The following is a 23,593-nucleotide window of genomic DNA, read 5'->3' as shown; positions in this document are numbered from 1 at the left end:
ATGTGCCCATTATGACCAGTCACATACCTAAGATAGAAGTGCTGTCCGGCCCTGAGCGCCGCCGTCGCTGGTCGACAGCGGAGAAGCTCGCGATAGTCCAGGAGACCTACGAGCCTGACGTCACGGTTAGCATCGTTGCTCGACGGCATGGCATTCAGCCGAACCAGTTGTTCGCCTGGCGTAAATTGGCGGCGCAAGGTGCGCTGACGGCGACGGCATCGCAGGAAGAGGTCGTCCCGGCATCCGAATACAGAGCGCTTCAGAACCAGGTAAAAGAACTGCAGCGCCTCCTCGGCAAAAAGACGATGGAAGGCGAAATCCTCAAGGAAGCGCTTGAGATAGCATCAGGGTCAAAAAAACACCTGTTGCGCTCGCTCTCGTTGCCGAAGGACGGTTCGCGATGACGGCGGTGTGCGAGACCCTGGGTGTCGCCCGATCCAACATAGCGGAACGTGTGAGGCAACGTCCTTCTCGAGCCAGAGGGCGGCCGCCGCTCGCTGATCAGAAACTGTTGGAAGAGATCAAGTCGATCATCGATGACATGCCGACCTACGGATACCGCCGGGTTCACGCGATCCTGCGCCGTAAAGCCCGCAGCGAAAACCGTCCATGGCCAAATGCCAAACGCGTCTACCGGGTGATGAAGGTCCACGGCATGCTTCTTCAGCGCCACACCGGTGCAAGTGACACTCGTCGCCACGATGGCCGTGTCGCCGTCGAGCAATCCAATCTGCGCTGGTGTTCAGACGGGTTTGAAATCGGCTGCGAAAACAAGGAGAAGGTGCGCGTTGCTTTCGCTCTCGATTGCTGTGATCGCGAGGCCATCGCCCATGTCGCGACAACCGGGGGCATCAAGAGCGAGGACGTCCAGGACCTTGTCATCACGGCTGTTGAGAACCGTTTCGGTCTCATCAACACCCTTCCAAAGCCAATCGAATGGCTGACGGACAACGGCTCCTGCTTCATCGCAAAGGACACCAGATCGCTGCTCATCGATATCGGCATGGAGCCGTGTTCAACGCCCGTTCGAAGCCCCCAATCCAACGGAATGGCCGAAGCCTTCGTCAAAACCTTCAAGCGCGATTACGTCTCGGTGAACCCCTTGCCGGACGCCATGACCGTCATCGCGCAACTGCCCTCATGGTTCGAACACTACAACACCCTTCACCCGCATAAGGCATTGGGTTATTGCTCGCCTCGTGAGTTCTTAAACCGTCAAACCGAAACCTGATCCTGTCCGGTTTTTAAGGGGCAACTCCACATAGTACTTTCGGCGTGGCTTACCGGGGCGCTGTATGCGTTAGAAAAATTTGTGGTGCAGCCAAGACGCCGTTGGTTGTGAAGTATGTGAAAACATTCGGAGCAATCTTTGGGCGTTATTCGCGTTTTCGTGAGGCCGTCAGTCATATTCCATACAAAAACCCGCCGCTGTCATGTTGCTGAAACACGAGTCTGGTTCTGAGAGGTAAGAAAGCCGCAGGGACGCAACCGAACAGGGGGAATAAATCCGTGGCCGGTCAAATCGAAACCAGACAGTTCAGAACGCTTTTCATTTCGGATGTTCATCTTGGCTCCAAGGCGGCCAAGACGGATTTCCTGCTCGACTTCCTGAAATACCACGAGGCCGAGACGATCATCATGGTCGGCGACATCGTCGACGGCTGGCGGCTGCGCCGTAGCTGGTACTGGCCGCAGGGCTGCAACGACGTGGTGCAGAAGCTGCTGCGCAAGGCCCGCAAGGGAACGCGCATCGTCTATATTCCTGGCAACCACGACGAATTCCTGCGGGAATTTCCGGGCATGCATTTCGGCGGCATCGAAGTGGCCGAGCGCATGATCCACGAGGCGGCCGACGGCAAGAAATATCTCGTCATCCATGGCGACGAGTTCGACGTCGTGGTGCGTAATGCCCGCCTGCTCGCCTATCTCGGCGACTGGGCCTATGACGCGGCAATCGCCATCAACATCGCCATTGCCGCCGTGCGCCGCCGCATCGGCCTGCCTTACTGGTCGTTTTCGGCCTGGGCCAAGCTGCAGGTGAAACACGCCGTCAACTTCATCGGCGAGTTCCAGCGCGTGGTGGCCGATGAGGCGCGTCGCAACAATGTCGATGGCGTGATCTGTGGCCATATCCACCATGCTGTCATGGAAGACATGGACGGCATTCGCTACATCAACACCGGCGACTGGGTGGAGAGCTGCACGGCGATTGCCGAAAATGCCGATGGCAGCTTCGAGCTGATCACCTGGATGCAGACAAGTGAAGCCACCGCTGAACATGCTTCGGATGAAATGGAGCCGGTGAATATTCCGGGGCTGATCGGGAAGCACGCGGCCTGAGTTGGTACTGCTTACTGGCCGGCGCTCTCTGAGCTCTATCCGATTCTCCGCCGTCATCCTCGGGCTTGTCCCGAGGATCTGCAACGGATCGATTTCACGCGATGTGGATAGAGCCCCGGCATAGGGTGGAGGATGACGACAAGTCTGCGGCAAAGCGGATGGTTGTCTTTATGCGATGGTGCGAAGACCACTTCAACGGTCGGCGCAGTGCATTCACGTAAACCAGAACGTCAATCGCTATCAAGGCAATCCTGCTGAATGGTCTAGTGGCATTCCATAAACGAGACTCGGTTAGCTCATATGGAGCGAGTGGGCGCATCCTGCTTCCTCTCCCGCCGGGGAGAAGAAGCCAGCAGCGGTGTTGCGCCTCATCTGGCTTTAATTTCAGTGGCTTACCCCCACAGTTCCGGCCGCGCCGGATAAACCAGCGAACCCTCATAAACCAGCCCCGGCTCACGATCCTCAGCCAACAACAGCGGCCCGTCGAGATCGGCAAAGGCCGTGCCCTGGGCGACCAGCACGGCGGGGGCCATACCGAGCGAGGTGCCGAGCATGCAGCCGACCATGATGGTGAAACCGAGCCGTTCGGCTTCCGCCTTCATGACGAGCGCTTCCGTCAGGCCACCGGTCTTGTCGAGCTTGATGTTGATTGCATCGTAACGGTCGCGAAGGCCGGCGAGGTCTTCAGTGGAATGCACGCTTTCATCGGCGCAGATCAGTACCGGGTGGTCGATGCGGGCGAGGATGGCGTCCTTGCCGGCGGGCAGGGGCTGTTCGATCAGCGATATCTTCAGCTCCGCCGCAAGCTTCAGATAATATTCGATATTGTCGTCGTTCCAGCCTTCGTTGGCATCGATGATGATACGCGCCTCCGGTGCTGCGGCGCGCACGGCTCGCAGACGGGCCTCGTCATCGGCGGTGCCGGTCTTGATCTTCAGGAGCGGGCGGCCGGCATTCTCCGCGGTCTTTGCGGCCATGGTGTCCGGGTCGGCGAGCGAGATCGTATAGGCGGTGACGAGCGGTTGTGCCGGCTGTCCGAGAACCTGTTCGGCGGTGCTCTTGCCGCTCATCTTCGCTTCGAGGTCCCAGAGCGCGCAATCGACCGCATTGCGGGCGGCCCCCGGTTTCATCACCTGCTGCAATTCCTGCCGTGTCAGGCCGGCTGCTACTCGATCCGCCATCGCTTCGATATCGGCGGTGACGCCTTCGATGCTTTCGCCATAACGCGGATAGGGCACACATTCGCCAATTCCGGTGAAGGAACCATCGCGGATGGTGCACGTTACGACATCCGCATGCGTCCGGGTGCCGCGTGAAATGGTGAAGCTGCCAGCAACGGCGAAACGTTCAGTTGTGGCTTGAAGGTAACGGGGCATGTTTTTTCACTTCCTAATAGGCGTCAAAAGACACATGACGCCAAATTTATCGCGAATTGTCGGCCGTCACTGTGGCTTGCCGAAGGCCAAACCGTTATGAAACCATTAAGAATCTCGTGACGGCTGCACTCGCTCGGAGCATTATGCAAGAACAGGACACACGGCAACAGGCGAACCCGGCCGCAATCACCGAAGACGATGCCGTCTCCGGCGGCGGCTCGCGTTATGTCTTGAGCGGCTCCTGGCGCAACAGCAATCTCTCCGGCATTTTCGAAAGCCTCGACAGGATTGAAAAAAGCAGACCTGCCAGTCCTGTGGATATCGATCTCTCCGCCGTGGAGGCGATCGATACGACGGGCGCGTGGATCATTCAGCGCCTGCGCAAGGACCTTGAGGCGAGTGGCGCAACCGTCACGCTCACCGGCAATGACCGGATCGAGGACGTGATTGGCCAATTGCCCGACAAGGCCGAGATGGAGGTCGAACCCGTTGCCCGCGAAGGGCTGGTGGAACGTATTTTTGCGCCCATCGGTCAGGCCGTGGTTCAGAACGGGGCGGATTTCCTGGCGGGCATGTATATTCTCGGCTCGGCCGTGCGTGGCGCGCAGATGAAGCTCGGGCGCGGGCGCGGCGTATCGCCGGCGGCGATCGTCAACCAGATCGACCATATGGGCGTGCGCGCCGTGCCGATCATCATGCTGATGTCGTTCCTGATCGGCGCCATCATCGCCCAGCAGGGCGCGTTCCAGCTCAGATATTTCGGTGCGGAAGTCTTCGTCGTCGATCTCGTCGGCATTCTGCAATTGCGTGAAATCGGTGTGCTGCTGACCGCGATCATGATCGCCGGCCGGTCCGGCAGCGCGATCACGGCCGAAATCGGCTCGATGAAGATGCGCGAGGAAATCGACGCGCTGAAGGTGATCGGGCTCAATCCTGTTGGCGTGCTGGTGTTTCCGCGGTTGGTTGCACTGACAATTGCGCTGCCGCTTTTGACCATCCTTGCCAATTTCGCTGCACTTTTCGGCGCGGCCATCGTGGCGCTGGCCTATTCCGGCATTACCTTCGAGGTGTTCCTATCGCGCCTGCATGGCGCAGTCGAGGAATCGACCATCGCCGCCGGCATGATCAAGGCGCCGTTCATGGCGCTGATCATCGGCATCGTTGCGGCGGTCGAGGGCATGAAGGTGGGCGGTTCGGCGGAATCGCTCGGCAAACACGTCACCTCGTCGGTGGTGAAGTCTATCTTCGTCGTCATTCTGGTGGATGGTCTTTTTGCCATCTTCTACGCAGCCATCGATTTTTAGGGAGGGCGCGTTGGAAACACTGGACCAGAAACCGCAAGAGACGAAAACGGCGAAGGACGACCGCGAGGCGGTGCTTTCCGTCGAGGGCGTGACTGTCGGCTTCAACGGCCGCAACGTGCTCGAAGACCTCAATCTCGATGTCTATCGCGGTGAAATCCTCGGCTTCATCGGTCCATCAGGCGCGGGCAAATCCGTCTTGATGCGCGCGATCCTGCGGCTCCTGCCCAGGCAGGCGGGTGCGATCCGCATTCTCGGCACCGATTACGACAAGGCAAGTGAAGACGACCGCATGATGCTCGACCAGCGGCTCGGCGTGCTGTTCCAGCAGGGGGCGCTGTTTTCCGGCCTGACGGTGAAGGAAAACATCCAGCTGCCGATGCGGGAATATCTCGATCTGCCGAAAAAGCTGATGGACGAGCTTGCCTATCTGAAGATCGAGATGGTGGGCCTGAAGCCCGATGCCGGCGACAAATACCCGTCCGAACTCTCGGGCGGCATGATCAAGCGTGCGGCCCTTGCCCGGGCTTTGTCGCTCGATCCCGATCTCGTTTTCCTCGATGAGCCGACATCCGGCCTCGATCCCATCGGGGCGGCGGAATTTGATATGCTGATCGCGCGGTTGCGCGATTCGCTCGGCCTGACCGTTTATATGGTTACGCACGACCTCGACAGTCTGTTTTCCGTCTGTGACCGCATTGCGGTCCTCGGCGACAAGCGGGTTCTGGTGGAAGGGACATTGCAGGACATGTTCGCCTGCGACGACCCGTGGGTGCAATCTTATTTCCGCGGCAAACGGGCGCGCTCTGTCGTTCTTCCGGACGGCAAACATGAAAATCCGGTGGAGTAACGGGAAGCATGGAAACCAAGGCGAACTACACCATAGTCGGAATTTTCACGCTGATCGTGATCGCGGCCGCATTCGGCTTCGTTTACTGGATGGCGGAATTCGGCCGTGGCGGCCCGACGGCGCAGCTCGTGGTGCGTATTCCCGGCTCCGCCAACGGTCTTTCCGTCGGCTCGCCGGTGCGCTTCAACGGCATTCCGGTCGGCACCGTACGCGGCCTTGCCATCGACCGCGACGACCCAGCCTATTCCATCGCCTTTACCGAAGTGCAGGCGGATGCGCCGGTTTTCCCTTCCACACGCGCCGTGCTTGAAATTCAGGGCCTGACGGGTGCCGCCTATATCGAGCTTTCCGGTGGCAACAAGGATGGCGAGCGCATTCTCCAGAAGTCCGTCGAAAGCGGTGTTCCCGCCGAGTTGACGGCCGATCTTTCCAGCGTCACCAACCTGCTTGCCACGGCTGACAAGATCCTGAAGCGCGCCGATGGCGCGATCGGCGAATTGCAGGGTTTCGTGCAGGATGCGCGCGGACCGCTGACGCAGACGGTGCGCAATGCCGAAAAATTCTCCGATGCGCTCGCGGCCAATTCCGACGGTATCAAGAATTTTATAGCAAGCCTCAGCTCGCTTTCCACCACCGTGCAGTCGGTCTCGGTGCGCCTCGACGGCACGCTGACCGCCGTCGAGAATCTGGTGAAGGCGGTGGATGCCGGCAAGATCGACTCCATCCTGTCGAATGTCGACAAGGTGACGAAGGATGTTGCCTCGGCTTCCAGCGATATCCAGGGCATCATGGAGACGGTGCAGAGCACGGCGCGCAATTTCGAGGCGGCGAGCACGGAGGTGCAGACGGTCGTGAAGCGCGCGGATGAGCTTCTGGCCTCCGTCGATCCCGCCAAGGTCAGCACCGTGGTGGGCGACGTTTCCGCAGCGACCGCCGATGCGCGTGACGCCGTGGCGAATTTCAAGCGGATCGCCGATGACGTCGGTGCCCGTCGCGCCGATATCGACCAGGCGGTTTCCGATTTCACCGAGATGGGCCGCAAGCTGAACCTCGCCTCCAGCCGCGTCGACGGCATTCTCGCCAAGGTGGATGGCATGCTCGGCACCGACGACGCCAACTCGCTGTTTGCCAAGGCGCGCGAGACGCTTACCTCGTTCAAGGCGGTCGCGGACAATCTCAATGCCCGCATCGGGCCGATCGCCGACAATCTGACCCGCTTTTCCAGCTCGGGCTTGAAAGATTTCCAGGCGCTGATCGGCAGCACGCGACAGACGGTCGACAATCTCAACAATGCCATCACCAATATCGACCGCGATCCGCAGCGGTTGATTTTCGGCGGCGAAACCGTGAAACAATATGATGGCAGAACAAGGCGCTAAGAGGGGTATAGGCCAATGAGACTATCTATAAACGGCCAAAAGCGCCGCGCCCTCTTTCTGGCTCCGCTGTTTGCCGCCTTGATGGCAGGCTGTGCGGGTGCGCCGAATAACGACACCTTCGATCTCTCCGTCTCTTCGGCGGCCGTTACTCAGGGTCCCTCGCTGAAAAGCCGGCAATTGCTGATTGCCGATCCGACGGCGTTGAAGGCACTGGATAGCGAAAACATCGTGGTGCGGCTTTCCGGCTCGGAAGTGCAATATCTCGGCAATTCGCAATGGAGCGACCGCCTGCCGCGTATGGTGCAATCCAAGCTCGTGGAAGCCTTCGAGGATACCGGTAAGCTCGGCGGCGTCGGGCGTCCGGGGCAGGGGCTGGCGATCGACTATCAGGTCGTGAGCGACATCCGCGCCTTCGAGATCGATACGGCAAGAAATGTTGCCAATATCGAGATATCGGTGAAGCTGCTGAACGACCGCAACGGCACGGTAAAGGCGCAGGAAGTGTTCCGCGCCAGCGCCCGTGTCAGCGGTTCCGGCAACGCCAATTTCGTGAAGGCGCTGGATCAGGCCTTCGCCGCTGCCACGCGGGAGATCGTGGCCTGGACGCTGAAGTCACTTTAAGCGCCACGGCAGTCATTTCCGCGACAAGAAATCGTTCTAGCATCGGGCCAGGGGCGGTGGCTGACGGCCCTCGCACATCATGTTTCGGGCCTGTGAGTTTGCGATGCGATTTTTGCTGCTGTTCTGCCTTTTCGTGTTTTCCAGCCTGTCCGGAACAGGCGGCGCCATGGCGGCCGGCCTGCGGCTGATCGAGATTGCATCCGCTGCCGGAGAGCCGCCCTTGAAGGCTGCGGTGTGGTCGCCCTGCGCGGCGGCACCGGAAGAGGTCCGGATCGGTCCCTTCTTTCTGCCTGCGGTGCGCGATTGCCCGATCCCTGACGGGAAGTACCCGCTGGTGGTGATCTCCCACGGCTTTGCCGGGACATATTTCAGCCATCGCGACACTGCGACGGCGCTGGCGGATGCGGGGTTCATCGTTGTGGCGATCAATCATCCCGGTGACAACGCGCTCGACATGAAGCGGGCGGGCGATCTCTCGGCGTTGACGGACCGGCCGGCCGATATCATCCGCCTACTCGATCATCTGCTTGCAGGTTGGGGTGAAGCCCGTTCGGTCGATGCCGACCGGGTCGGCGTCTTCGGCTTTTCGCGCGGCGGTTATGCGGCTTTGGTGCTTGCCGGCGGCGTTCCCGATTTTGCCAATGCGGGGCTCGCCTGTCCGGACCCGCAGGCGCCGATCTGCATGCAGATGCGCCAGAAGACGGCATTGCCGCAACACCGAGGCCAGGATGCGCGGGTGAAAGCTGTCGTTCTTACGGATCCGCTCAATGCCTTCCCGAGCTCAGGCGATGTGAAGACGGTCAAAATCCCCGTGCAGCTCTGGAGTTCCGAGCACGGCGGCGATGGCGTCATGCCGCAGGATATTGTGAGGCTGCGCGACGATCTGCCGGTGAAACCGGATTATCGGATGGTGAAGGGGGCAGGGCATTTTTCCTTCATCGCGCCTTGCCCGGCGGAGATGGCAAAAGCCGCGCCCCAGATTTGCAGCGACGCGGCGGGCTTCGACCGGGCGGAGTTCCATCGCGGATTCAATGCCGATGTCGTGAGCTTCTTCAAGGCGTCGCTGCTCTGAACCGTCTTTGCCGGCTGTGGCCGCCGTCAATCAGACGGCGTCCTGCGGCGACTTCCATTCCGGCAGCGGGAAAATCCGGTCGTAGCTCCAGTTGAAGACAAAAGCATAGACCACGTAAAACAGCGCAAAGGAGATATCCATCACCAGCGCGTGGGCAAGGCTGATATTCAGATACCAGGCGATGAACGGCATCAGCACGATCAGCAGGCCGAGTTCGAACAGCACGGCGTGGGCGACCCGTATCGCCGGCGTCTTCAGCGTCGTGCCCTTCAGCCGTTGCATGGCATGGTCGAAGCCGAGATTGTAGACATAGTTCCAGACCGTGGCGAGCGTGGCGCTGACGAGGCCGACGATGCCGATATCTTCCATGGGCATGCCGAAAAGCAGCGCGCCCAGGGGAATGACAAGCATGAGGCCGATGATTTCAAAACTGAGCGCATGGCGGATACGATCTTGCAGGGAACGCATTTCATTCTCCGGTATATGACCGGGCCGTCCCGCATGCTGTCGCCGATTTGGCCGAGGTCGTCCTCGCGCTTGACCATATAGAGCTTTCGGGTGGATTTTTCAAGCGTTGGGTGCTGCTGGCAATCTGGGGCGGTGCGTTCGTTCTCGTGCGCACCAACGGAACTGTGATCGGAACAAGACCTGCGCATTTTCGTTATCGCTCATGGAAGGAGGCGTGCCATGCAACAGAAACCCTCTGAGGGAAGAACGATCAAGGCCGCCAATACGGCGACGGTTTCGACTTATACGCCCAGTCTCATTTCCCTGAAGGGAAGTTACGTGGCGATGATATTTCGCAGGCCGCTTTGCCGAAATCCGCTGGATGTGCGGAGCAAATAGGGTGATGCAATCGCCCTTAGACTTGTTCGCAAATCGAAACGACGACTGCCGACATGATGATGAGCTTTAGATGTCTCTAAAGTGTGATTTTCAATCCGGCTCGTCTCCACCTAGACTGGAGATTGCCATAAAAGCGAAGGGAGAATGACATGAAATCAGTTCTCATTATCGCCGCTGTCTTTGGTTTTTCCGCCAGTGCAGCGCTTGCGGAATGCGCAGGTCATGAAAAGATCAACGCTTCCGTTCCTGCCGTCGACCGTGAATTCAAAACCGCAAGCATTGTTCCGCCGACGGACCCGGTGGACAAGCCCATCGTCGTCCTGAAAAAGACTGACCGACTTCCGGCAGCAGTTGCGACGACCGGTGAGCCCGAAGCCGCAATGCAGCGCATGCAATAGACAAGAACAATAACTTCTTCATTCAGAAAATCCCGTGCGTGAGATGATCCGCACGGGATTTCGTTTTTGGAGACGAGGGGGAAGCAGGGGTATTGCAGTCAAGGCCTGCTTCGCGAGCCTCCCGAGCATGTCCATGGCGACTAGCTATCGAGTTTAAGCGACAGCTGCTTCGGCCCTTCGTTCTTTTTGAGAACGTAAAGCGGCCGGGTGATGATGACTTCCGTGCGGCGTTGCAGTTCGCGGCGCCGTTCAAGCGCGCGCTCACGCATGTCGCGGGAGCGGGCGACGACGGAAAGGGCATTTTCTATGGCTGCGTCTGACGTATTCATCGCTGACCTCCATAATGTTCACTTTATGTTCTCATTATTGGTGGCTTGTGTCAACACTATGGCACGGTTTCTGACGGGCCAACGATATGTGTTTGAGGATGAGCATGGCCTGAAACAGGGCAGCCGGCCGCGAGGTCATACGAGACCGACTCCAGCTGCGTGGCGGCTTCCACGACGCGAGCCAGCGTTCCGGCAGTGTCGGTCGGGACACTCCGGGTCTGCAGGGTCGATTTTCGTTATGATGTCTCGATATGACGGGGCGCTGATCCGCCCGGCATCAGAAGGGGATCAGGAGAGGGGGCGTTGGTCCGGCGCGGGGAGGCTGCCGGCGGTCAGGAGATCGGTGAGATGCTCGCTGGCGAGCGCGACGATGGCAAGGGCGGCCTGCTGGCGGTTCCAGCCGGCATGTTCCGCTTTTTCGATCAGCCCTTGAATGGAAGGCTCCAGTGCGAATTGGCACTCGGCCTGATAGTCCATGGTGTCGATCGAAAGCGACGGGGAATTAATTGCGGCCCGCATCCTTTGGTCTCCCTGTTTTCCGACATGCTCTTCCTACGCAAAACGCAAATCGGAACATGCACATTCAGAGGCCCGTGATATCGCGCACGTTTAAGAGCACCGCATATCACTGGCAGCGAATCCCCCAGCAGGCGGACGTTAACGGTAAGTCTCGATCGCTGTCAACGAACGTTCGGTAGCGATGCTGCCGCCATGCTCTTTTTCAGAGCCTTCCGTTCCGGAACGGTTTTCGCCGCCAGATCAAAAGCGCCATGACATAAAGCGCAAAAAGCACGAACCATGTGACGGGCAGCACCATGAAAAGTGCCGCATAGGCACAGTTTCCCTCAAAACAGGAGCCGAGAAAGCCGGAATCGGCCAAGGCTGCCGACAATAAAAACGCGCATATGCCGCTCCCGACAGCGCCGAGAATGAAAAGCGATATGTTGATGAGTAATCTCATGGCCCCGATCATAGGGATGATTGAGACAGCTTTGGGGAGAAGGTGCTGCGGCAACGCTGATAATCATCGTTCCGGCAGTTTTCTGCTGCTCTGTCGTCGCTGGCGGTCGAAACCGAGGGGCAATATCTTATGGTGTTGCTAGCCCCGCCAGAACCAGGCAGGGCTGCATGGACGCTGACTTATTCGGTAATGGTGTATTCGCCGAGTTCGCAAAGATCCTGCGTGTCTTCCAGGTCTTCCAGCGCATCGCCCTGGAACTCGAAGCGCATGTCGTATTTGCAGACTTTGCGGCCATCGGCGATTGTGATTTCTATTGTTTCGCCCGGACCAAGCGCGTTCTTTCCGAAGACGTCGTCTTCCCACTCGCCAACGCCGACGGGTGAGGTGTAGAAGGCGTTGAGAACGGAACCCGTTCCATTCTTCAGCGTGAACACAAGGTCCTCCGCCTGTGCCGCACCGGCAGTCGCCATCGTGGCGCCAAAAAATGCTGCCATAATCCATTTTGATGTCATGATATCCCCTTTGCCCCTTGTTCTGGCAGGTAATCCATACAGCTAAATCAGAGACTTGCAATATAAACTGCTGCCGTTGGTTAAGAGGCGAGGGGATAGGCTTGTTTGTATGTTATTATGCATTTATTAGTTTCGCATATGTGATTTAAAATTATTATATTAATTAATATCATGTATTAAATTATTTTGTAATTTTTGCATAAATTATTTTGCTTCATTTTTTTTTATATTTTTGCTTATGGTATATACGGTTATTATTTATTTTAAGCTATTGATATCCAAAGTATTATTTTAAAATCAGGATTGTTGAATGACCGGCTACCTGTCCTTGTGCCGTTGTTTCAAGCTGCCCTTTCTTGTGGCTTTGAGCATTCTGCTCGCAGCTGCCATGACGCAGGTTTCAGCTCAGTCACGTATCTGCCGGGATCCGACCCCGGCCCGCAATCTCAAGGAAATGTTTGATGCGATCTATGCCTGCTGGGTACCGCCGGAGGATACGGAGGGGCTGGTGGTGACACTGCGGTTTATTCTCCACAAGGATGGGCAGATAAGGGGAAAAGTGGTCGTCATTGCCGCGCGTCCGCAGGAAGAGAGCCCGAGACGACAGGCCTTTATCGAATCCGCCATCAATGCGGTAAAGCAGGCAGCGCCGGTAGCTTTCACGGAGGAATTCGGAAGCCGCATTGCTGGCCGCCCACTGGAGACGCGTTTCATGGGGACAAAAAATTCTTCGGAAACGGCTTTGTAGCTATCTCGTACCGCAATTTTTGCAAGAGTAGCTGTTGAGGTCTGCGGCGCCGGTAATGATCGCTGTCTGTCACTGCCGAGGTGGACTATACAGGCAGACGCCAAAATGAAACGTCAATACGATGCTTTAAGCAAGCATCGCAACATCATGCCATTAAAGGAGAATTTGGTGGGTGATGTAGGGCTCGAACCTACGACCCGCTGATTAAGAGTCAGCTGCTCTACCAACTGAGCTAATCACCCGACCGGCACCGTGTGGCGGTGTGAGGGGGGCTATAAAGGGGAAGTTTGGGCTTGTCCAGCGCGGAAATGAAATTTCTTCGATTTTTGTGACGAAAAAATTTCAGTCGCGCTGGAAAAGCCTGAAAATCCGGGGTTTTACGGATTTTTCCTTTATTCACCCGCGTCTGAGAGCTCTGCCGATGGCGATGAGGATGCAGGCGCCGACGAAGCCGGCGATGAGATAACCGAGCCAGCCGGTCAAAACGATTCCAAATACTGCAAGAATGGCGTTGGCGACGATCGCGCCGACGATTCCAAGAAGGATGTTCATGAAAACACCCATATTGCTTTTCATGAATTGTTCGGCGAGCCAACCGGCGACACCACCGATGATGATAGCTGCAATCCAGCCAATGCCAGCAGATTCCATGATTTCCTCCCATGTTGCTGCATCATCAAAGGTGATGATTCCTGTGGTGAAAAGCAAGCAAACTCCTGAAAACCTCGCCTGATGCGGGTGGTTTTCCGCGCCACAGGCGCTAAATAGCCTGAAGCGGCGCAAAGAGACGAAAGGCATGGATGTGCGATTGATGTTCGGCGGATGGATGAATGGCGGGCGGGTGTTGCGCGGGCGAGCGGCCGCTGGTCGGCGAGGTAGCGGTCTGACCCCGATTCTGGCCGTTCTTTTTGCCCTCCTCAGCAGCCTCTGGGTAATGCCGGCCCTCGCGCAGGAAACAACGACGCCGGCAGCGCCGGGCGCCATCCAGGCCTCGACGGTCGAGCAGACGAGATCAGATCTCGAAAAATGGAAGACGGATATCGCATTCATCTCGGGGCAGGTGGAGGCGGGTGGACGCGACGACGTCCAGCTCGTCGACCTCAAGGGGCGGGCCGATGGTATCGCTGCCGATGCCGCAGCTGCCAATACCAAACTTCGGGCGCGGCTGGACCAGATCAAGACCCGGCTGGATGCGTTGGGTGCGGCGCCAGGCGAAGGTCAGCCGCCTGAAGCGAGCCTCGTCACGGAAGAGCGAAACCGGCTGACGGCGGAGCGCGGCGAGGTGAATGCCATGGCGGGCGAAGTGGAGGCCACCGCCAACAATGCCGCGCAGATTTCCAACAATATCACGGCGGTTCGCCGGGCGCTTTTTGCCGCCACCCTGTTCAAGCGCACGGAAGTTTCCGCCCAGACGCTGGGCGACGCATCCTCCGCCTTTCTGGCCGAGCTTACCAATCTCAACAATGCCTTCAGCAACTGGACGGCCTATGTCTGGAACTACAAGCGGTTGCCGATGTTCGGGGCCGTGATGCTGTCGATCATGGCGGCGCTGTTGTTTCTGGTCGGCGGTTACCGCTTTTTCGGCAGCCGCATGGACCGGCGTGCCTTTACGGGCGAGCCTTCTTATCTCAGGAGGCTTTCGGTGGCCTTCTGGTCGACCATGGTGCAATCGCTGTCGCTGTTCCTGTTTCTCGTCACCTCGGCCTTCTTCCTCGATAATTTCAACGTATTGCGGTCCGACATAGCGCCGATCCTGTTCGGCGCGATGGCGATCACCGGTTTTGTTTATTTCGTCTCGCGACTGAGCTATGCGATCTTTGCGCCGACGCAGCCGGAATGGCGCCTGCTGAAGGTATCCAACAAGGGCGCGCATACGCTGTCTTCGGCGGTGTTGCTGATGGCGCTCGTCAACGGTCTCGATTATTTGTTCGGCACGATCAGCGAGACGCTTTATTCGCCGCTGATCGTCACCGTCGCCAAGAGTTTCATCGCGTCCATCATCATCGGGCTCATTCTGCTCACCGTATCGTTCCTGCGGCCGATGATCGGTGAGGGGCAGGATTACGACACCGGCAATCAGCGCCTGCCGCGCTGGCTCGTCATTCTGCTGCGGGTGGGTGGCCTCATCCTCATCGGCGCTTGCCTGACCGGTTATGTCGGGCTTGCGCGTTTCCTCGCCACTCAAATCGTCGCGACCGGTGCGGTGCTGGCGACCATGTATATCGGCATTCTCTCCGGCAAGGCGATTTCGCGGCAGGGTGCCTTTGGCGAATCCCTTGCCGGGCGTTATCTCGCGCGGCGTTTCAGCCTCGGCCCGGTTGCGCTCGATCAGGCCGGCCTTGCTGCGGGGCTCGGCATCTATGTCGTGGCGCTTGCTTTCGGCGTGCCGCTCATCCTGTTTTCCTGGGGTTTCCAGCCGGGCGATATCGAAAGCTGGGCCTATCGCCTGCTGACCGGCATCACCGTCGGCAATGCCTCCATTTCGCTCATCGGCCTGTTCGGCGGCGTCCTCGTCTTCGCCATCGGCTATATCATCACCCGCTGGTTCCAGAAGTGGCTGGACAATAACGTCATGGCGCGGGGCCAGGTGGATGCCGGGGTGCGCAACTCGGTCAAAACCGGCATCGGTTATCTCGGCATCGCCGTTGCGGCCATCTTTGGCGTCTCCTCCGCCGGGCTCAATCTTTCGAGCCTGGCGCTGGTCGCTTCCGCGCTTTCGGTCGGTATCGGTTTTGGCCTGCAGAACATCGTCTCGAATTTCGTTTCGGGCCTGATCCTTCTGGTCGAACGCCCCTTCAAGGTGGGAGACTGGGTGGTGACCGGCACGACGGAGGGAACCGTCAAGCGGCTTTCCGTGCGCGCCACCGAAATCGAAACTTTTCGTGGCCAGTCGATCATCGTGCCGAATTCGGAATTCATCAATTCTTCTGTCGGGAACTGGACGCACCGCAACCGCATCATGCGGGCGGAAATTCCGGTTTCCGTGGCTTATGATTCCGATCCGCAGCAGGTGATGGATATTTTGCTGGAGCTGGTGCGCGCCCAGCCGCCGGTGCTGCGCAACCCCGAGCCGCATGTGGAATTCCTGCGTTTCGGCGATTTTTCGCTGGATTTCGAATTGCGTTTCCACCTTGCCGATCTTTCGAACGGGCTGGCTGTAAAAAATGCGCTGCGGATCGCCATCCTTCACCGTTTCCGTGAAGAGGGCATCGCCATCCCGTTCCCGCAGCGCAACCTCAACATCCATGTGGAAGGCGACGCCAATCCGCAGATGCTGGCGGCGCTGCTTTCGGAAGAGGGCGACAAGGCCGTGGTGGGCCATACAGGAGCGGCTGCCGCGCCGACTAGCAGCGCGACGCTCCCAAAAGACGGTCCTGAGACCGACGATGAGGCGGCTCCCGCAAACGCTGCAACCGCCAAGACCCCCGGCAAGGCCAAATGATGATCACCGACATGGTCGTGTCTGCGACAGCAATTTCCTCCCTGTCGCAGCACCCCTTGGCCATGTCGCAATCAGGCGGCTGAACGGCAGGCAAGCGCTTCATATTCCTCCCATCCAATGTCGGCGGAATAAGGCGAGGCCGGCGCTTTTCAGGGGTTCTGTAAATGAAGACACATGCACGGGCGGTGGTGATCGGTGGCGGCGTTGTCGGCGTCTCGACGCTTTATCATCTTGCCAAAAAGGGCTGGAGCGACAGCGTTCTCATCGAGCGCAAGGAGCTGACCTCCGGTTCCACCTGGCATGCGGCAGGCCTCTTGCCGCTGTTCAACATGAGCTATTCGGTTGGCCAGATCCACAAATATTCCGTGAAGTTCTACGAGGAGCTTCAGGAAGAGACCGGCATGAATGTCGGCTTCTCCAAGGTTTCGAATATCCGTCTCGCCCGTACCAAGGATCGCTGGGACGAATATATGTATTATGCCGGCATTGCCGAGACCATCGGTGTGCGCGTCAACATGCTGACGCCGGAGCAGGTGAAGGAAATCTGGCCGCTCTGCGAGACCGACGGTCTGCTCGGCGCCATCCAGCATCCTGACGACGGTTATATCCAGCCCGCCGACCTGACACAGGCTCTCGCCAAGGGTGCGCGTGACCGTGGAGCGACGATCTATCGCAACACGACAGTTACCGCCATCGAGCAGCTGGAAGACGGTCACTGGAAGGTGACGACGGACAAGGGCGAGATCATTGCCGAACATATCATCTCCTGCACCGGCAACTTCGCGCGCAAGACGGGCGAGATGGTCGGCATCGATATTCCGGTCATTCCCGTCGAGCATCAATATATCGTCACCGAGCCGCATCCGGCCATTCTGGAGCGCCGCCGTCAGGGTCTACCGGAAATGGGCGTCCTGCGTGAATCGGACTCTGCCTGGTACATGCGCGAGGAAGCGGGCGGCCTGATCCTCGGTCCTTATGAAGTCGGCGCGCCGGTCTGTTATGTCGATGGTCCCTCCGACGACAGCGAATATGAGCTGTTCCAGGAAGAACTCGACCGCTTGATGCCGCATATCGAAACGGCAATGGTGCGCGTTCCGGCCTTTGGCGAAGTGGGCATCAAGAAGGTTTATAATGGCGCGATCGCCTATACGCCTGACGGTAACCCGATCGTCGGCCCTGCGCCGGGCCTCAAGAATTTCTGGCTGAACGAGGGCCATTCCTTCGGCATCACCGCCGCCGGCGGCGCCGGCTGGCAGCTGGCCGAATGGATCGTCGATGGCGAACCGACGCTCGACCTGATGGGTGTCGATCCGCGTCGTTTCGGACCGCACGCTACGGAAGGTTACCTCATTGCCAAGAACGAGGAAGCTTATGCCAACGTCTTCACCATGCATTATCCCGATGAGGAGCGTTCCGCCGCTCGTCCCTTGAAGACGACGCCGGTTTACGACCGCCTGAAAAAGCTCGGCGGCGTGTTCGGTTCGGTCTACGGTTGGGAGCGTGCCAACTGGTATGCGCCGGAAGGTTATGCGCTGCGGGAAGAAGACCTCGGCGTCGGCGCCGATGTGATCACCAGCCACAATTACGCGCCGCCGCTGGACGATGGCCGTATCGTTGAGAAATGGTCGTTCCGCCGCTCTAACTATTTCGAACATGTCGGCAACGAGGTGAAGAACGTCACGAACAACGTCGGCGTGCTTGATATGTCGGCCTTCGCCAAGATGGAGGTTTCCGGCCCCGGCGCGCGTGCCTGGCTGGACAGTATTCTGGCCAATATCGTGCCGAAGAAGCGCGGTCGTATTGCGCTGACACATCTTCTGACGCCGAATGGCGGTGTGAAGGTTGAGTTCACTGTTTATGAATGGGCGCCTGGCCGGTTCTACATGGTTTCGGCAGGCGGTCTTGAGGCACATGACCATGACGTTCTGCGCCGTCTTGCACCCACCGACGGTTCCGTGGTGCTGCAGCCGATCACCCAGAAATACGGCGTGCTGGTGCTGGCCGGTCCGAAGTCGCGCGATCTCCTGAAGAAGCTGACCCGCACCAGCCTCGAGAACAAGGATTTCCCCTGGCTCACCGGCAAGCAGATTTCCGTTGGCGTGGCGACAGCGCATGCGCTACGCGTCAACTTCGTGGGCGAGTTGGGCTGGGAGCTGCACCATCCGATCGAGATGCAGAATTACATCTTCGACCGGCTGATGGAAGCGGGTGCGGAATTCGGCATCAAGCCGTTCGGCATCCGGGCCATGGTGTCGATGTCGCTCGAAAAGTCCTATCGCAACATGGGCCGCGAGCTTTCGGTGGAATATAACGCCTATGAATCCGGTCTCGACCGCTTCCTGCGGCCGGAAAAATCCTTCATCGGCCGCGATGCGCTGGTAGCCTATAAGGAAGCCGGGCTGAAGTCGGTGTTTTCGACGCTGACCGTGTCGGGCAATACGGATGTCGATGCCCGCGGGTCGGAAGCGATTTCGGATGAAAACGGCGTTCTTGCCGGTCGTGTCACCAGCGGCGGCTTCGGTTGGCGCATCGGCAAGTCGATTGCGCTTGCCATGCTCAAACCGGAATATGCGGCGGTTGGCACGAAGCTGAAGATCCGCATTCTCGGTACGCTTTATGATGCCGAAGTGGTGGAAGAAAGCCCGTTCGACACGGAAAATGCGCTGCTGCGCGCATAAGATCATTCCCTCCCAAAGCTGGAATACGGCCCTCGCGGGCCGTATTTCCGTTTAGGTAAGCATATGCCCGCATTCCTTGCTGGCAAAAGTGCTATTAATGATTCTGAAAAATGAGCCTGATATGTTTTCCTCACATACGATTGGGGATCGGGGCAGAATGAATTTCCTGGGCATTACGGGCATGCAATATTCGGGCGTGCCTTTTACCAACAACCGCATTTTACTGGCGGAAGACAGCAATGTGTTCACCCAGATGGTGAGCATGCGGCTCAATGAAATGCTGGGCGTTTCCGTGGAGGTGTGCCGCTCGTTCGAAGAGTTGCAGGCCTGTTACGAACATTCACCCGAGCCGGTGACACTCGCCATTTCCAACATCAACCTGCCGGGGGCGGAAAAGGGTGAGGCGCTGGAATATCTGATCGATCTTTCGATCCCGACCATCGTTTTCACCAGCACCTTCCATGAGGCGACGCGCGAAACGCTGATCGCCAAGGATGTGGTGGATTATATCCTGAAGGACAATATCTTCGCCGTGGACATGCTGACGGAATCCGTCTGTCGCTTCCTCACCAACCACCGCCACCATGTGCTGATCGTCGACGATAGCCCGACGGCACGGGCGCTGCTGTCCAGCCGGCTCAAACGCTATAATTTTCGTGTCAGTCTTGCTGACAGTGGTGCCAAGGCGCTCGAAATCCTCAAGGCCAATCCCGATATCGGTCTCGTCGTGACCGACTATAATATGCCCGATATTGACGGTTTCGAACTGACGCGGCGCATCCGCACCGTGCGCGGGTCGCATGAGCTGCGCATTATCGGCGTGTCGTCCTCGACCAACCGTCTTCTCTCGGCGCTATTCCTGAAGGCGGGCGGCAATGACTTCATGCTGCGGCCCTTCATCGACGAGGAATTTTATTGCCGCGTCAACCAGAACCTCGATACGCTGGTGCAGATACAGCTGGCAAAAGCGGGGATAAGGCCGGCGGCCTGAACCGGGTTTTCCCCGTCAAAGCTGAGACTCAAGCGGCAGGACACGCATGATGCCGGCGATGATCCGGCGGCTGATCGCCGCGTCGGGTTCGCGCCGGTAGATCTTTGGCTGCCCCCGTTCTTCCGTCATCCAGACGATGCGGTTGGCGCTGTCGATATCAAGTTCGAAGCTCATCGTGCGGCGGATTTCTTCGGCGAATATCTCGTCCATGCGGGCCACCAGCGGGGCTGAATTGAACACCACGCCCATTTCCGTATTGAGCGAGGCGGAGCGGGGATCGAAACTGAGCGAGCCAATATAGCCGGTCTCGCCATCGCGGGTGAAGGCCTTGGTGTGCAGGCTTGCCTGTCCCGAACCGCGCAGGGTGAAGCTGCCCTGATCCGCCTGCGAACGCAATTCATGCAAACGTATACCGCCGGAGAGAAGCGGCTTCCGGTAACGCGCATAACCGGCATGAACGGCGGCGACGTCCGTTGCGGCCAGCGAATTGGTGAGGATGGCGAGCGACACGCCGCGTTCGACGAGATCGAGAAAAATCTCCACACCCTGTTTACCGGGAATGAAATAGGGGGACGTGATGTGCAGGCTTTCGCCCGCCGCCTGCATCAGCGGCAACAGGCTTTCCATCAGGAAATTATGGCCCTTGCGGCGTTTTCCCGCCGCTTTTTCGGGCGGATCGGCAAGCACATCTGCCGTATCGACCCAGTGCAGGCGGTCCGACATCAGGAAATGATCACGGCCATATTGGCTCTCCACCCGCTCCAGATAGGGTCTCGCGGCTTCGCTTTGCGGCAGGGCGTCCAGTTCGCGCCGCAGTTTGGCAAGTTTGTTCGGTCGGCGCGCCAGCAGCGAGCGTACCGGCACGGAAACGGCGCTGTTCCAGTAATCGTCGAAGATTTCGGTGGCGTCGGCAACGATCCCGCCGAAACCGAGAATGTCGAAATCGTGGAAATTCGCCCGTTCGGCGGCGTCGAAGTAAGCGTCGCCAATATTTCGGCCGCCGACGATCACGGCGCGGCCATCGGCAATCCATGCCTTGTTGTGCATGCGCCGGTTGACGCTTCGAAAGCGCAGCACCAGTTCGAGGCTGCGATGCAGGATGTTTTCCCGTGCCCGGGTGGGATTGAACAGGCGAAGTTCGATATTGGGATGGCTGTCGATGGCATGGAAGATGCGGTCTGACATGGAGACGCCGAGATCATCGAGCAGCAGCCGCACCCGCACGCCGCGATCAGCGGCGGCGATGACCTCGCGCATCATCAGCCGCCCGGTCAGGTCGGCATTCCACATGTAATACATGAGATCGAGGCTGCGCCCGGCGGCCCGCGCCGCCGCCACACGCACGGCAAAGGCATCGAGGTTGGAATGTAAGAGGCAGAGTGCATTCTTCTCGTTCCAGCCGTTTCTGATCGATTGCCAGTGCCGGTCCAGCGCCGTTTCGTCTTCGGTAACCGGCAGAGCGGTGGAGGGGCGTTTGGGAATGGCTTTTTCCCGCTGTTTGCCGATGACGACGAACAGGCTCGGCCCAATAAGCATGAGAAGAATGATGATGAAGACCGTAAATGCAGTCACTGTTTTTTGTCACTCCCGGCCCGAAGATTATCAGGCGGGATACAAACGCGCGAGGGGGATAAAGCGTTCACCACAGCAGATGCTGGAGTGACAAAAAAATCCGGCTTCAGCATCAGAGGACTTGTGAATGACATAAGTACGTGCTTATGTATTGTCATGACAGAGAATGATATTTTCCGGGCGTTGGCTGATCCCACGCGCCGTGCCATTTTTGAGAAGCTGGCGGATGGCGCCATGAACGCTTCCGCCCTGCGTGAAGGGATTGAGATCAGCCAGCCGGCCATGTCGCAGCATCTTTCGGTACTGCGCGGGGCGGGGCTCGTGGTGGAGAGGCGGCAAGGCCGTTTTGTCAATTACGAGGTTGATCCGGACGGGCTGACGCGTATCGCGGCATGGCTCGGCAAATATCGCGCCTACTGGCCGCAGCGTATCGACGCACTCAAGCTCTTGCTGAAGGATATGGATCAATGAACAGGCAGATACCCAAAGTGCCGGATGCCATCGAGCTTGAATATGATCTGGACGAGCCGCCGCAGAAGGTGTGGCGGGCGATCAGCATTCCCGCCTTTCGGGAACACTGGTTGCCGAAGGAAGCCTTGGCGCAGCCCGAAGCGATCAAGGTCACGCCTGGACAGGAAGTCTGCTATAGGCTGCGGGAGGACACGCCGCCATTCCTGGAAAGCACAGTGACGTTCCAGATCGCGTCGAATGACCGTGGCGGCACCAGTCTGCGTATTATTCACGACCTGCCCGCCATCAAGTCCGGCCGGATGACGAAGGCTGCTGCAAACCACAACGGTTCGCCGATCAAGCTCGCGGCCTGATCCGGCACGTTTCCCAACATTTTCAAACGACAGGAGTTCGCCGATGCGCGAAACGATGCAACTCGTCCCTATGGTCGTCGAACAATCCTCAAGGGGAGAACGGTCTTTCGACATTTATTCCCGCCTGCTGCGGGAAAGGATTATCTTTCTCAACGGGGAGGTCAACGATACGGTCTCAGCGCTGGTGTGCGCGCAATTGCTGTTTCTCGAAGCGGAAAACCCGAAGAAGCCGATCCACCTCTATATCAACTCGCCGGGTGGCATGGTGACCAGCGGTTTCGCCATGTATGACACCATGCGTTACATTCGTGCGCCGGTGCATACGCTCTGCATGGGTACGGCCCGTTCGATGGGGTCATTCCTGCTGATGGCAGGTGAACCGGGCACGCGGGCGGCGTTGCCCAATGCCAGCATCCTCATTCACCAGCCTTCCGGTGGCTTTCAGGGGCAGGCGTCTGACATGCTCATCCATGCCGAAGAGATCAGGCAGACGAAACATCGCATGACGCGGCTTTATGCCGAGCATTGCGGGCGCAGCTACGAAGAATTCGAAACCGCGATGGATCGCGACCGCTTCATGACGGTGCAGGAGGCTCTGGAATGGGGGCTGATCGACCGCATTCTGGAAGTGCGAGAGGATCAGGCGGCATAGGGCTGGCCTATTCGGATTTCCTGCTGATATTGGCGCCGGCCGGCAGCACTTCCAGGCTGCGCCGGGCAAGCTGGGCCAGCACTTCATCGAAGCCGAAGCGGGATGTCCAGCCAAGCCCCTCTACGGCGCGGGTGGGTGAATAGACGCGGTCGATGGTCGTCGGCAGCGCCCACCCTTTCTGTGTGAAAGCGTCTGCGAGGCCCGGCGTCCGCTGCCGGAGAACGGAGGGCGCATCCTTGGCGAGGACGTCGCGGTCATCAGCGAAAAGCGGAATGGACGCCGATATGATATAGCGCTGGAAGTCTTCTCCCGCATTGCCCAGCGCCAGCACATGAGCGTCGGCGACATCACGGATATCGACGCCGCGATGTTGCCGATATGCTGCCATCACGTCGGCAGGCTCCAGGAAACTGCGTGACATGCGGAGCACGCGCACAGCGAAGTGCGAGCCGGCCATTTCTTCCAGCAGATGCTCGGCTTCTAGCTTCGTGCGGTGATAGATACTTTTTGGCTGGGGCGGTGTGTCCTCATCGATGAAGGCGCAGGCCCCTGCGGACACCGCGTGTCCGTAGAGTGCCGTGGTGCTGGTGAATACCAGCCGTGGCACGCCGCCCGCCATCGCCGCTTCCGCTACCATGCGGGCTCCATCGACACGAAACGATTGTGGAGGAGCCGCGGTTTACCTGGCCATGGCTGCCGAG

23 protein-coding genes, 1 tRNA gene and 1 pseudogene are annotated in these 23,593 nt (G+C 58.6%); 15 read left to right on the top strand and 10 right to left on the bottom strand.

Annotation, left to right across the window (positions count from 1 at the left end; translation table 11 throughout):
* The first annotated feature begins 11 nt into the window (after window positions 1–11).
* Window positions 12–1,231, top strand: a protein-coding gene (locus GSF67_RS07045; protein ID WP_085944109.1) for an IS3 family transposase whose coding sequence is annotated in 2 segments (ribosomal slippage) — window positions 12–351 and window positions 351–1,231 — 1,221 coding nt in all. Because the reading frame shifts where the segments join, the coding sequence is not laid out codon by codon here.
* A gap of 278 nt (window positions 1,232–1,509) precedes the next feature.
* Window positions 1,510–2,340, top strand: a complete 831-nt coding sequence (locus GSF67_RS07040; protein ID WP_006316684.1) for a UDP-2,3-diacylglucosamine diphosphatase — start codon at window positions 1,510–1,512, stop codon at window positions 2,338–2,340.
* Between the two features lie 392 nt (window positions 2,341–2,732).
* Here GSF67_RS07040 and dgcA read toward each other — a convergent pair whose 3' ends face one another.
* Window positions 2,733–3,716, bottom strand: coding sequence for an N-acetyl-D-Glu racemase DgcA (gene dgcA / locus GSF67_RS07035; RefSeq protein ID WP_006316685.1), 984 nt, complete (start codon window positions 3,714–3,716; stop codon window positions 2,733–2,735).
* Window positions 3,717–3,859: 143 nt separating this feature from the next.
* Between dgcA and GSF67_RS07030 the strand changes: the two genes are divergently transcribed.
* The 5 genes from GSF67_RS07030 to GSF67_RS07010 all read left to right on the top strand — a co-directional run bounded on the left by GSF67_RS07030 (window position 3,860) and on the right by GSF67_RS07010 (window position 8,939).
* A complete protein-coding gene (locus tag GSF67_RS07030) occupies window positions 3,860–5,020 on the top strand; it encodes an ABC transporter permease (protein WP_128822005.1) in 1,161 nt (386 codons plus the stop codon).
* Window positions 5,021–5,030: 10 nt separating this feature from the next.
* Complete coding sequence (locus GSF67_RS07025) at window positions 5,031–5,867, top strand: ABC transporter ATP-binding protein (protein ID WP_006315370.1); 837 nt, start codon at window positions 5,031–5,033, stop codon at window positions 5,865–5,867.
* Window positions 5,868–5,875: 8 nt separating this feature from the next.
* Window positions 5,876–7,246, top strand: a complete 1,371-nt coding sequence (locus tag GSF67_RS07020) for an MlaD family protein (RefSeq protein WP_006315371.1) — start codon at window positions 5,876–5,878, stop codon at window positions 7,244–7,246.
* A gap of 15 nt (window positions 7,247–7,261) precedes the next feature.
* Window positions 7,262–7,867 carry an ABC-type transport auxiliary lipoprotein family protein gene (locus GSF67_RS07015; protein WP_006315372.1) on the top strand — a complete coding sequence of 202 codons (606 nt, stop codon included), beginning with the start codon at window positions 7,262–7,264 and terminating at the stop codon, window positions 7,865–7,867.
* A 103-nt stretch (window positions 7,868–7,970) separates the two neighbouring features.
* Window positions 7,971–8,939 (top strand): dienelactone hydrolase family protein, encoded by a 969-nt coding sequence (locus tag GSF67_RS07010; RefSeq protein WP_006315373.1) that lies wholly within the window; start codon window positions 7,971–7,973, stop codon window positions 8,937–8,939.
* A 30-nt stretch (window positions 8,940–8,969) separates the two neighbouring features.
* On the opposite strand, the gene GSF67_RS07005 is transcribed toward GSF67_RS07010, so the two are convergent.
* Window positions 8,970–9,407 (bottom strand): PACE efflux transporter, encoded by a 438-nt coding sequence (locus GSF67_RS07005; RefSeq protein ID WP_006315374.1) that lies wholly within the window; start codon window positions 9,405–9,407, stop codon window positions 8,970–8,972.
* Between the two features lie 527 nt (window positions 9,408–9,934).
* Between GSF67_RS07005 and GSF67_RS07000 the strand changes: the two genes are divergently transcribed.
* The gene (locus GSF67_RS07000) at window positions 9,935–10,183 is read left to right on the top strand and encodes a hypothetical protein (protein ID WP_006315377.1); all 249 of its coding nucleotides are present in this window, start codon (window positions 9,935–9,937) and stop codon (window positions 10,181–10,183) included.
* Between the two features lie 140 nt (window positions 10,184–10,323).
* On the opposite strand, the gene GSF67_RS06995 is transcribed toward GSF67_RS07000, so the two are convergent.
* The 4 genes from GSF67_RS06995 to GSF67_RS06980 all read right to left on the bottom strand — a co-directional run bounded on the left by GSF67_RS06995 (window position 10,324) and on the right by GSF67_RS06980 (window position 11,985).
* On the bottom strand, window positions 10,324–10,512 hold the full coding sequence (locus GSF67_RS06995) for a hypothetical protein (RefSeq protein ID WP_006315378.1): 189 nt from the start codon (window positions 10,510–10,512) through the stop codon (window positions 10,324–10,326).
* Between the two features lie 288 nt (window positions 10,513–10,800).
* On the bottom strand, window positions 10,801–11,031 hold the full coding sequence (locus tag GSF67_RS06990; RefSeq protein ID WP_006315379.1) for a hypothetical protein: 231 nt from the start codon (window positions 11,029–11,031) through the stop codon (window positions 10,801–10,803).
* 202 nt (window positions 11,032–11,233) lie between these two features.
* Window positions 11,234–11,485 (bottom strand): hypothetical protein, encoded by a 252-nt coding sequence (locus GSF67_RS06985; protein WP_006315380.1) that lies wholly within the window; start codon window positions 11,483–11,485, stop codon window positions 11,234–11,236.
* Window positions 11,486–11,652: 167 nt separating this feature from the next.
* Complete coding sequence (locus GSF67_RS06980) at window positions 11,653–11,985, bottom strand: hypothetical protein (RefSeq protein WP_035216365.1); 333 nt, start codon at window positions 11,983–11,985, stop codon at window positions 11,653–11,655.
* Between the two features lie 310 nt (window positions 11,986–12,295).
* On the opposite strand from GSF67_RS06980, the gene GSF67_RS06975 reads away from it, so the two are divergent.
* Entirely contained in the window at window positions 12,296–12,733 is a 438-nt protein-coding gene (locus GSF67_RS06975; RefSeq protein ID WP_006315383.1) for a hypothetical protein, read from the top strand.
* Between the two features lie 166 nt (window positions 12,734–12,899).
* Here the strand turns inward: GSF67_RS06975 and GSF67_RS06970 are convergent.
* Both GSF67_RS06970 and GSF67_RS06965 read right to left on the bottom strand, forming a co-directional pair.
* Window positions 12,900–12,975 (bottom strand) — tRNA-Lys (locus GSF67_RS06970).
* 154 nt (window positions 12,976–13,129) lie between these two features.
* Window positions 13,130–13,384, bottom strand: a complete 255-nt coding sequence (locus GSF67_RS06965; protein WP_035216385.1) for a GlsB/YeaQ/YmgE family stress response membrane protein — start codon at window positions 13,382–13,384, stop codon at window positions 13,130–13,132.
* A 145-nt stretch (window positions 13,385–13,529) separates the two neighbouring features.
* Here GSF67_RS06965 and GSF67_RS06960 point away from each other — a divergent pair, with 145 nt between their 5' ends.
* The 3 genes from GSF67_RS06960 to GSF67_RS06950 all read left to right on the top strand — a co-directional run bounded on the left by GSF67_RS06960 (window position 13,530) and on the right by GSF67_RS06950 (window position 19,844).
* Complete coding sequence (locus GSF67_RS06960) at window positions 13,530–16,175, top strand: mechanosensitive ion channel family protein (RefSeq protein WP_006315385.1); 2,646 nt, start codon at window positions 13,530–13,532, stop codon at window positions 16,173–16,175.
* A 164-nt stretch (window positions 16,176–16,339) separates the two neighbouring features.
* The gene (locus GSF67_RS06955) at window positions 16,340–18,853 is read left to right on the top strand and encodes an FAD-dependent oxidoreductase (protein WP_006315386.1); all 2,514 of its coding nucleotides are present in this window, start codon (window positions 16,340–16,342) and stop codon (window positions 18,851–18,853) included.
* 157 nt (window positions 18,854–19,010) lie between these two features.
* Complete coding sequence (locus tag GSF67_RS06950; protein ID WP_035216389.1) at window positions 19,011–19,844, top strand: response regulator; 834 nt, start codon at window positions 19,011–19,013, stop codon at window positions 19,842–19,844.
* Between the two features lie 15 nt (window positions 19,845–19,859).
* Here GSF67_RS06950 and GSF67_RS06945 read toward each other — a convergent pair whose 3' ends face one another.
* Window positions 19,860–21,416 carry a phospholipase D family protein gene (locus GSF67_RS06945; RefSeq protein ID WP_006315388.1) on the bottom strand — a complete coding sequence of 519 codons (1,557 nt, stop codon included), beginning with the start codon at window positions 21,414–21,416 and terminating at the stop codon, window positions 19,860–19,862.
* A gap of 156 nt (window positions 21,417–21,572) precedes the next feature.
* Between GSF67_RS06945 and GSF67_RS06940 the strand changes: the two genes are divergently transcribed.
* The 3 genes from GSF67_RS06940 to GSF67_RS06930 are packed head-to-tail and all read left to right on the top strand — an operon-like array spanning window position 21,573 to window position 22,892.
* Window positions 21,573–21,887: a helix-turn-helix transcriptional regulator gene (locus GSF67_RS06940; protein ID WP_006315389.1), complete on the top strand. Its 315-nt coding sequence runs from the start codon at window positions 21,573–21,575 to the stop codon at window positions 21,885–21,887.
* The gene (locus tag GSF67_RS06935) at window positions 21,884–22,240 is read left to right on the top strand and encodes an SRPBCC domain-containing protein (protein ID WP_006315391.1); all 357 of its coding nucleotides are present in this window, start codon (window positions 21,884–21,886) and stop codon (window positions 22,238–22,240) included. The genes GSF67_RS06940 and GSF67_RS06935 overlap by 4 nt, the downstream gene beginning before the upstream one ends.
* Window positions 22,241–22,283: 43 nt before the next feature.
* Window positions 22,284–22,892: an ATP-dependent Clp protease proteolytic subunit gene (locus tag GSF67_RS06930; protein ID WP_006315392.1), complete on the top strand. Its 609-nt coding sequence runs from the start codon at window positions 22,284–22,286 to the stop codon at window positions 22,890–22,892.
* 7 nt (window positions 22,893–22,899) lie between these two features.
* Here the strand turns inward: GSF67_RS06930 and GSF67_RS06925 are convergent.
* A pseudogene (locus tag GSF67_RS06925) lies at window positions 22,900–23,535 on the bottom strand (NAD-dependent epimerase/dehydratase family protein); the annotation flags it as partial.
* Between the last annotated feature and the right edge of the window lie 58 nt (window positions 23,536–23,593).

The sequence above is a fragment of the Agrobacterium sp. CGMCC 11546 genome (assembly GCF_013365515.1).
GTDB classification, from domain to species: domain Bacteria; phylum Pseudomonadota; class Alphaproteobacteria; order Rhizobiales; family Rhizobiaceae; genus Agrobacterium; species Agrobacterium fabrum.
The sequence above is the reverse complement of the archived record's forward strand: the minus strand, read 5'-3'. Positions and strand labels throughout refer to the sequence as shown.

Bases quoted from the DNA above. Each gene is read 5' to 3' on its own strand.
- dgcA (WP_006316685.1), bottom strand. From the start codon at position 3,716: ATGCCCCGTTACCTTCAAGCCACAACTGAACGTTTCGCCGTTGCTGGC.
- GSF67_RS07030 (WP_128822005.1), top strand. From the start codon at position 3,860: ATGCAAGAACAGGACACACGGCAACAGGCGAACCCGGCCGCAATCACC.
- GSF67_RS07020 (WP_006315371.1), top strand. From the start codon at position 5,876: ATGGAAACCAAGGCGAACTACACCATAGTCGGAATTTTCACGCTGATC.
- GSF67_RS07015 (WP_006315372.1), top strand. From the start codon at position 7,262: ATGAGACTATCTATAAACGGCCAAAAGCGCCGCGCCCTCTTTCTGGCT.
- GSF67_RS07010 (WP_006315373.1), top strand. From the start codon at position 7,971: ATGCGATTTTTGCTGCTGTTCTGCCTTTTCGTGTTTTCCAGCCTGTCC.
- GSF67_RS07005 (WP_006315374.1), bottom strand. From the start codon at position 9,407: ATGCGTTCCCTGCAAGATCGTATCCGCCATGCGCTCAGTTTTGAAATC.
- GSF67_RS07000 (WP_006315377.1), top strand. From the start codon at position 9,935: ATGAAATCAGTTCTCATTATCGCCGCTGTCTTTGGTTTTTCCGCCAGT.
- GSF67_RS06995 (WP_006315378.1), bottom strand. From the start codon at position 10,512: ATGAATACGTCAGACGCAGCCATAGAAAATGCCCTTTCCGTCGTCGCC.
- GSF67_RS06990 (WP_006315379.1), bottom strand. From the start codon at position 11,031: ATGCGGGCCGCAATTAATTCCCCGTCGCTTTCGATCGACACCATGGAC.
- GSF67_RS06985 (WP_006315380.1), bottom strand. From the start codon at position 11,485: ATGATCGGGGCCATGAGATTACTCATCAACATATCGCTTTTCATTCTC.
- GSF67_RS06980 (WP_035216365.1), bottom strand. From the start codon at position 11,985: ATGACATCAAAATGGATTATGGCAGCATTTTTTGGCGCCACGATGGCG.
- GSF67_RS06975 (WP_006315383.1), top strand. From the start codon at position 12,296: ATGACCGGCTACCTGTCCTTGTGCCGTTGTTTCAAGCTGCCCTTTCTT.
- GSF67_RS06965 (WP_035216385.1), bottom strand. From the start codon at position 13,384: ATGGAATCTGCTGGCATTGGCTGGATTGCAGCTATCATCATCGGTGGT.
- GSF67_RS06960 (WP_006315385.1), top strand. From the start codon at position 13,530: ATGGATGTGCGATTGATGTTCGGCGGATGGATGAATGGCGGGCGGGTG.
- GSF67_RS06955 (WP_006315386.1), top strand. From the start codon at position 16,340: ATGAAGACACATGCACGGGCGGTGGTGATCGGTGGCGGCGTTGTCGGC.
- GSF67_RS06950 (WP_035216389.1), top strand. From the start codon at position 19,011: ATGAATTTCCTGGGCATTACGGGCATGCAATATTCGGGCGTGCCTTTT.
- GSF67_RS06940 (WP_006315389.1), top strand. From the start codon at position 21,573: ATGACAGAGAATGATATTTTCCGGGCGTTGGCTGATCCCACGCGCCGT.
- GSF67_RS06935 (WP_006315391.1), top strand. From the start codon at position 21,884: ATGAACAGGCAGATACCCAAAGTGCCGGATGCCATCGAGCTTGAATAT.
- GSF67_RS06930 (WP_006315392.1), top strand. From the start codon at position 22,284: ATGCGCGAAACGATGCAACTCGTCCCTATGGTCGTCGAACAATCCTCA.